Below are 5,709 nucleotides of genomic sequence, written 5' to 3'. Positions count from 1 at the left end.
TCTCGGCTCGCGGCCGCCGAGGGCGACCGGGAGCGCGCGACCCAGATCCTGCGCGAGGCGGCCCGGTGTCTCGCCCGCGAGCAGGGCGACGTCCACAGCCTCGAGGTGCGGGCCGGGCTCGCCTTCCACGCCGCCCGCATCCGCGACGTCGACGTCGGCGACGCCACGGACGCCGGGACGCCGGAGGAGCTGTTCGAGAGCGTCGAGCGCTGGCGCGCGGCGTCGCACCGGGTCCCGCCGCTCCGGCCACCCGACGACCCCGAGACCGCAGAGCTCGTCCGCCGCCTGCGCCGGGTACGCCGGGTGCGCCACCGAGATGCCGACGACGAGCTCACGAGCACGCAGACCGAGGTGTCGATGCTGCAGGGCGAGATCACGCGGCGGCTGCGCACCGTGCGCGCCTCCCACGCCGACACCGACGACTCCCCGGCGACGGCTGCCGAGGCGAGGCGCGCCACGGAGGAGCGACACGCGACCCTGGTGACCTTCCACGAGGTGCGCGGGACGGTCGTGCGCCTCGTCCTCGACGGGTCCGGCCTCCGGCAGAGCGTGCTCGGACCCGTCGCAGAGCTCACCACGGTCGCCTCCCGTGCGACGTCGGACGTGCGCGCCGCCGCCGTCGCACGCCCGTCGATGGCGGCCTTCCTCAGGGCCGCCCGTGCCGCGTCGCTGCGGGACGTCGACACGGCGCTCCTGGGCGGCCTCGAGCCGGACGGCACCGTCGTGGTCGTCCCCACCGTCGCCCTCGCGTCGCTGCCCTGGCGGGCGCTGCCGTCACTGGCCGACCACCCGGTCGTGGCGAGCCCGTCCGTGACCGCCTGGGTGCGCCGCGGCGTCGCCTCGCACCGCCCAACGACGGTCGCCGCACTCGTCGGCCCCGGCCTGCCGCGAGGTCGCGAGGAGGTGGACGCGGTCGCCCGGGTGTGGGAACGGCATACGGGCGTGGGAGCGGTCACCACGACACCCGGGTATGCCGTCAGCGCGGACGTGCGCTCCGCCCTCGCCACCTCGAGCGTCGTGCACCTCGCGGCGCACGGGCACCACGCCGACCAGAGCCCGCTCTTCTCCAGCCTCGACGTGGCGGACGGCCCGGTGTTCGCCCACGAGCTCGCGGCGCCGGTCGCCGCCGAGCTCGTCGTGCTCTCGGCGTGCGACGTGGGACGCAGCCGCGGACGCGCCGGCGACGAGCCGCTCGGGCTGGCCGCGGCGCTGCTCATCCTCGGCGTGCAGTGCGTCGTCGCGGCGACGAACCCGGTGCCCGACGACGTCGCGGCGGCCGCGATGGTCGACCTGCACCACCGCCTGGTCGATGGCACCGACGTCGCCACCGCGCTGCGGACGACCGCGCGTGAGGTCGAGGGTGCCGAGGCGTTCTGCGCCTACGGCAGCACCTGGTCCCGCACCTGACTCACCCCTTCCCAACCTCCCGTACCGAACTCACCAATTCCTCCCCTCCGGTACACGGGGACCCGTGCCGGAGGGGAGGAATTGGCGAGTTGGGCTCAGATGAAGATGGCGGGCGAGTTGAAGAGGGCCTCGTAGGGGTCGTCTCCCGGGTGGGTGGGGAAGCGCACAGTGGCCGGGATGCCCGTGGCGACCGCTCCCGACGGGACGTCCTTGACGACGACGGAGTTCGCGCCGATCTGCACGTCGTCACCGATCTCGACGGGACCGAGGATCCGCGCGCCGGCGCCGATCGTCACGCGGTCGCCGACGGTGGGGTGCCGCTTGACCTTGGCCAGCGTGCGGCCGCCGAGCGTGACCCCGTGGTAGAGCATGACGTCGTCGCCCACCTCGGCCGTCTCACCGATGACGACCCCCATGCCGTGGTCGATGAAGAAGCGGCGGCCGATGGTGGCTCCCGGGTGGATCTCGACGCCGGTGACCGCTCGGGTCGCGGTGGAGAGGGACCGCGCCACCGGCTTGAGGTGGGGTCGCAGCCAGAGCTTGTGAGCGAGGCGGTGCGACCAGATCGCGTGCAGCCCGGGCGAGTTGAGCACGAGGTCGGTGCGCGAGGCCGCCGCCGGGTCGCGGGCCACCGCGGCGTCGACGTCCTCGCGCACCCTCGCGACGGCGCGCCGGACACGCGACCGCAGTCGCGCGCCCGGCAGACCGGACAGTCGGGGCAGGTCAGTCAACGAGGCCCTCGAAGAGGATGGTGGACAGGTAGCGCTCGCCGAAGCTGGGGATGATGACGACGATCGTCTTGCCGGCGTTCTCGGGACGGGTGGCGACCTCGTTGGCGGCGGCCAGCGCGGCGCCGGAGGAGATGCCGACGAGCAGGCCCTCCTCGGTCGCGGCCCGGCGGGCCCACTCGACCGAGGTCTGGGCGTTGACGTCGATGACCTCGTCGTAGATCTCGGTGTCGAGGATCTCGGGGACGAAGTTGGCGCCGATGCCCTGGATCTTGTGCGGGCCGGGGGCGCCACCGTTGAGGATCGCGGACTCCTCGGGCTCGACGGCGATGATCTGCACGCCGGGCTTGCGCTCCTTGAGGACCTGGCCGACACCGGTGATGGTGCCGCCGGTGCCGATGCCCGCGACGACGATGTCGACCTGGCCGTCGGTGTCGCGCCAGATCTCCTCGGCGGTCGTGCGGCGGTGGATCTCCGGGTTGGCCACGTTGGCGAACTGACGGGCGAGGACGGCGCCCTCGCGCTCGGCGACGATCTCCTCGGCCTTGCTCACGGCGCCCTTCATGCCCTCGGCGCCGGGGGTGAGGACGAGCTCGGCGCCGTAGGCGCGCAGCAGCGCGCGGCGCTCCTTGCTCATCGTCTCGGGCATGGCGAGGACGACCTTGTAGCCGCGGGCCGCGCCGACCATCGCGAGCGCGATGCCGGTGTTGCCCGAGGTCGCCTCGACGACGGTCCCCCCGGCCTGGAGGTCGCCGGACGCCTCGGCCGCGTCGATGATCGCGACGCCGATGCGGTCCTTGACCGAGCTGGCCGGGCTGTAGAACTCGAGCTTCGCGGCGACGGTCGTGCCCTCGGGGGCGTCGATGATCCGGTTGATCCGGACGAGCGGGGTGTTGCCGACGGCGTGGGTGACGTCCTCGAGGATGGGCATGAGGTCTCCGTTGCTTCTCGTGAGTGCGCGCGGGGGCGCGACGGGATGGCTGGGCTGGTCGCCCAGTGTCTCAGAAACACCTGAGTCACTTATGTCTATTCCAACACCGCGTTATCCGCGGGCGCCCGGCACCCTCTCGTGCGAGGCACGTCACCGCGCAGTATGCAGGCGCTTAGTGCTCAGTAGACTCGCCGGCATGTCCGCGCTCCAGATCGTCGCCATCGCGCTCTGCTTCCCGCTCATGCTCGTGGGGTGGGCGCTGCTGTTCCGACAGATCGGGCGCTTCGTCACCCTCTACCGGGTCGGCCAGCCGGACCCGCGGCGCACCGATGCCCCACTGACTCGCTCCTGGACGCTGGCCAAGGAGTTCCTCGGCCACACGCGGATGTCGCGGCTCCCGGTCGTCGCCGTGGCGCACTGGTTCACGGCCCTGTCGTTCCTGCTGCTCTTCGGCACCCTCGTCAACGCGTTCGGACAGCTCATCGAACCGATGTGGCGCCTGCCCCTCGTCGGGCACTTCCCGCCTTTCGAGTGGATGACCGAGCTCTTCGCCTGGGGCGGGCTCATCGGCATCCTCGTCCTCATCGCGATCCGGCAGCGCCAGCACCCCCGCTCGGCCGCGGGCGAGAACGGCCGCCGGTCGCGCTTCTTCGGCTCCACGTGGTGGCAGGCGTACTACGTCGAGGCCACCATCCTCGGCGTCACCCTCTGCATCCTTCTCCTGCGCACGCTCGAGGCCGCCCTGGTCTCCGCCGTGGAGCCGGAGGTGAGCATCGCGCTCCACTTCCCGCTCACCGGGTGGATGGCGGGACTCTGGTCGGGGATGTCGGTGGCCACCCTCGAGACGCTCGTCGTCCTCGTCGCCGCGATCAAGATCATCATCTCCTTCGCCTGGATGATCACGGTCGCGCTGCAGCCGACGATGGGCGTGGCCTGGCACCGCTTCCTCGCCTTCCCCAACATCTGGTTCAAGCGCGAGGCCTCCGGCCGGACCGCCCTCGGCAACCTCAAGCCGATGACGATGGGCGACGGCAGTCCGTTCTCCATGGAGGCCATGGAGGCGATGCACGACGTCGAGGACGCGCCCGAGCCGGTCCTCGGGGTCGGCAAGGTCGAGGACTTCACGTGGAAGGGCCTGCTCGACTTCTCCACCTGCACCGAGTGCGGTCGCTGCCAGTCCCAGTGCCCCGCCTGGAACACCGACAAGCCACTCTCCCCCAAGATGCTCGTCATGGCGCTGCGCGACCACGTCGACGCGAAGTCGCCGTGGCTCACCGCCTCCGACGAGGCGCGCGCGTCCCTGCCCGGAGCGGCCACGGCGCTCGCGGAGCGGCCCCTCATCGGCAGGACCGGCTACGAGATCGGCGACCCGCGGACGGCATACAACCCTCTCGGGATCGGACCGGACGGGGAGCCGAGCGCGATCATCGACGAGGACGTCCTCTGGTCGTGCACGACCTGCGGCGCGTGCGTCGAGCAGTGCCCCGTCGACATCGAGCACGTCGACCACATCGTCGACATGCGGCGCTACCAGACCCTCATCGAGTCGGCGTTCCCCTCCGAGCTCGGTGGCCTGTTCAAGAACCTCGAGTCCAAGGGCAACCCGTGGGGCATGGGCGCGCGGGCGCGCCTCGACTGGGCCAAGGATCTCCCGTTCGAGGTCAAGATCCTCGGAAAGGACGTCGAGAGCGCGTCCGAGGTCGACTACCTGTTCTGGGTCGGGTGCGCCGGCGCCTACGAGGACCGGGCCAAGAAGACCACCCGCGCCGTCGCCGAGCTCCTCGACACCGCGGGCGTCACGTTCGCCGTCCTCGGTGACGGCGAGACCTGCACCGGCGACTCCGCCCGTCGTGCGGGCAACGAGATGCTCTTCTCGATGCTCGCCCAGCAGAACGTCGAGACGCTCACCGGCGTCGGCGCGCAGAAGATCGTCGTCACGTGTGCCCACTGCTTCAACACGATCAAGAACGAGTACCCCGACCTCGGCGGCTCGTTCGAGGTCGTCCACCACACCCAGCTGCTCAACCGGCTCGTCCGCGACAAGAAGCTCGTGCCGGTCGCGCGCCCCGCGGACGCTCCGGGGATGTCGTCGGCCAAGAACGCCGCGTCGACGGCGGCGACGGTGACCTACCACGACCCCTGCTACCTCGGTCGGCACAACAACGTCTACGCCCCGCCGCGCGAGCTCATCGGCGCGCTCCCGGGTGTCGAGCTGCGCGAGATGGAGCGCTCCAAGGAGAAGTCGTTCTGCTGCGGCGCCGGCGGCGCACGCATGTGGATGGAAGAGAAGCTCGGCGGGCGGATCAACATGAACCGCACCGAGGAGGCCCTCGCGACCGGTGCCGAGCGGATCGCCATCGGCTGCCCGTTCTGCCGGGTGATGATCTCCGACGGGCTCACCGCGAAGCAGGCCGAGGGTGTCGGCGAGGACGTCGAGGTCGTCGACGTCGCGCAGATGCTGCTCGCCGCGGTGCGTCGCGGCCAGGACGACGAGGAGTCGACCGAGGTCACCGAACCTGCGTATGCCGGCGCGTCCGGTGACGCTGCTGCGGCCAGTGCCGCTCCTGCCGCTCCTGCCGCCGCGACGGCTGGCGCGGGTGCGGCGGTCGTCGCCGCGGCGGCGGCCGAGTCCGCCGCTGCGAG

4 protein-coding genes are annotated in these 5,709 nt (G+C 71.8%); 2 read left to right on the top strand and 2 right to left on the bottom strand.

The window, feature by feature from the left end; all coding sequences use genetic code 11:
- The coding region (locus tag N801_RS18405) for a CHAT domain-containing protein (RefSeq protein ID WP_035940766.1) at window positions 1-1,407 on the top strand (1,407 nt) is incomplete at its 5' end.
- A 95-nt stretch (window positions 1,408-1,502) separates the two neighbouring features.
- Here the strand turns inward: N801_RS18405 and epsC are convergent.
- Together epsC and cysK are read right to left on the bottom strand one after the other, a co-directional pair.
- A complete protein-coding gene (epsC, locus tag N801_RS18400) occupies window positions 1,503-2,063 on the bottom strand; it encodes a serine O-acetyltransferase EpsC (RefSeq protein ID WP_439330547.1) in 561 nt (186 codons plus the stop codon).
- A 67-nt stretch (window positions 2,064-2,130) separates the two neighbouring features.
- Entirely contained in the window at window positions 2,131-3,066 is a 936-nt protein-coding gene (gene cysK / locus N801_RS18395; RefSeq protein WP_035940765.1) for a cysteine synthase A, read from the bottom strand.
- A 196-nt stretch (window positions 3,067-3,262) separates the two neighbouring features.
- Here cysK and N801_RS18390 point away from each other — a divergent pair.
- On the top strand, window positions 3,263-5,709 hold a 2,447-nt coding region (locus tag N801_RS18390), incomplete at its 3' end, for a (Fe-S)-binding protein (protein WP_156996907.1).

Origin of the sequence: Knoellia aerolata DSM 18566, from assembly GCF_000768695.1 — a bacterium.
In the GTDB taxonomy this organism is placed as follows: domain Bacteria; phylum Actinomycetota; class Actinomycetes; order Actinomycetales; family Dermatophilaceae; genus Knoellia; species Knoellia aerolata.
The sequence above is the reverse complement of the archived record's forward strand: the minus strand, read 5'-3'. Positions and strand labels throughout refer to the sequence as shown.

Coding starts and splice junctions, on each gene's coding strand:
- cysK (WP_035940765.1), bottom strand. CDS start 3,066: ATGCCCATCCTCGAGGACGTCACCCACGCCGTCGGCAACACCCCGCTC.